This window comes from uncultured Campylobacter sp., from assembly GCF_938045535.1.
GTDB lineage: Bacteria > Campylobacterota > Campylobacteria > Campylobacterales > Campylobacteraceae > Campylobacter_B.
The window spans coordinates 1-2513 of sequence record NZ_CALIMQ010000295.1; the positions used below are offsets into that span (position 1 = coordinate 1).

The window sequence follows — 2513 nt, forward strand, 5'->3', positions numbered from 1 at the left end:
CGCTTCAAAGCAGCTAGGCATAGCCTCATCGATTACGAAATTATAAAGATAATAATTTGCTCGCCAGCTGATCTTAGAGTAAATTTTCTGCCCTACTTTAAGCTTGTTTAGATCGACTATGTTGCCGCGAGCATCTATAAATTCACGATAAATTTCAATCTTCTTGCTATCCATAGAATGAGCGTTTAGGCTCTGTATGCTCAAAGCCTCATGCTTTAAAGGCGCGCTTTCATATCCAAAGCCAAGAGCGGTAAAAAATAGCTCGCCGTTGCCGCTCATCGGCGTAAATTCTATCGAGCCGTCTTTAACCGCAAGCTTGGTATCCAGCGGCGAATTAAAATTTTTCGTCTCGCCGTCGTATTTCAAAGCAAAGCTAATATCTTTTTTCGCGTCCTTAAAATACGCATCAAATCCGCGTATAACGCTCGCTCTCTCCTGCGTATTGTCCGCATCTTTTAGGTTGCGCACGAGCGCGATAGCCGCCTTGCTTGTGCTATCGTCTTTGATGCCCGCCTTGCCGAATGCGTAGAGCTTAAAGGCGGCGTCTCTTATGTCGCTAGCAAACGTCAAGCCTGCTCCGTCTTCGGCGTAATCATAATCCATTTGGTTTATTTTTTCACGCATGAAGTTAAACTCGGTCGTCATATTGTGCTTTTTAAGTATCGCAGCCATAGCGATGCGAGCCATCGGCGAGTTGTCATAAAGGCCGTTGTCGTAAATGAAATTTATCTCATCGTCATCCAGCTTGCCGTATTGATCTAGCACGAAATCCGCATATACTCGAAGCGTCGCTTGATCTTCGTAGTCTGATTTTAAGGCGCTAAATATCAGCGATCTTTGCTTATTGCTAAGGAATTTATAGCGCGCGTCAAGCTCTAGTAAAACGTCGCTTGCGTAAATCGAAGCGTAGTAATTAGTAACGCCGTGAGCACTCCAGTAGCCGAAACTGCCGCTAGGTTTGAGGCGAGATAAAATTCTACTTGCATACTCGTTTACGCGGTTGGTTAAGGTTTTATTGGAGTCTTTGCGTGCGACATAATCAACCGCTACCATCTTTGAAGTAAGCTGCTCGGTGCAACCGTAAGGATAGAGATATAGCTCGTCCGCTAGGCTAAAAGCATTAGGCGTAGCGCTGATGTGAGTATAAATTTCTTTATAGCTCGGATCGATTTTGAGCGTTACCGGCTTATCGCCATAGCTTACGTGAAATAGCTTCGAGCGCGGGAACTGGCTGATTATGTCAAATTCCACGTCGTTGCTAAATTTCTGCCCGTTTGCGTCAAGATCAAATTCAATATTTGCATCCGCAATATCAAGCGCGCTTGCGGTGAAGTTTGTGTGCTTGACCTCAAGCGGTTTGAGCGTGAAATTTGCCTCACCGCCGCTTATAGCAACCGAAGGAGATGAGCTGATCTTCAAGACTGCCTTTTGTTCTTTATCAGTCGTATTGATGAGCGTTAGCGGCACGGAAATTTCATCGCCGCGTACCATGTAGGTTAGATCGGCGGGCTTTATGATCACGTCGTCTCGGACCTTGGCTTCGACATTTGCCGAGCCGATCGTAGCCGCTTCTCCGATAGCCATGGCACTTAGTCGGATCGTGGAGTTGAAATTTTTCGGCATCGCAAGCTCAAATTTCGCCTCGCCGTTCGCGTCTGCTTTTGCGATCAGCATTTTTATAAATTTTTTCTGCTTTTTGTTTTCGACCGGGCTTAAATTCCGTTTAGCTTTCGCCATCACGCCGTCGCCGCCGAAGCTTAGCTCTTTAGCAGTAGTTTGATACACGCTAAGATCATCGTAAATGTCGAAGTACCGCAGCGCAAAATACGCGCTAACGTCAAACGCCTTAAATGCATCGAGCTCCTCTTGTGAGACGATATCTAAAATTCCAAGATCGACTGCATAGAGTATGACTTTTGAATTTGGCTCGCTTTTTACGCTGATCTGCGCATTTTGCCCGTTTTTGTAGCTTTTCTCGGCTAGGATTTGCACATTAGCCTTGTGCGAGCTCGCATCTAGCGCCACCGGCACGTTTGCATAGGCTCTAAGCGGCATCGCAGCGGGTGTCGCGGCGCGCGCGATTACAGCGTTGATGTGTCCGCCGACGAAATTCTCCGGCACGCTAAGCTCAAATTCCGCGCTACCGCCTTTTATGGATAGAATTTTATAGTCGTAAACCTGCTCTCCTACGAGCGAGATATTTAGCACGCCGCTTTCTACCGGAGAATTTATGACGCCTTTAATTTTATCTCCAGCTTTAACCTTGTCGCTTGCGAGTTTGATTTTAGCGCTTTGCACGTCTTTAGCGTTTACCCGTCCATAATATCCCCAGCCACTTACGTCCACGCGCACGCCAGCACTTGCGCCACTTGAGTAATCGTTTGCGACGATTAGATAATTGCCGCCGTTTTGGAATTTGTACTCAAACTCGCGCGCATCGGTGCTAACGGCGCTTACGAGATTAAAGCTTTCTTGCTCGACGTATCTGTTGCCGTCATAAACGTAAGTAAAAT

1 protein-coding gene is annotated in these 2513 nt (G+C 46.6%); it reads right to left on the reverse strand.

Features of this window, described 5'->3' with window-relative positions; all coding sequences use genetic code 11:
- A partial coding sequence (locus Q0095_RS09190) for an alpha-2-macroglobulin family protein (protein WP_297883231.1) occupies positions 1–2513 on the reverse strand: 2513 nt, incomplete at both ends.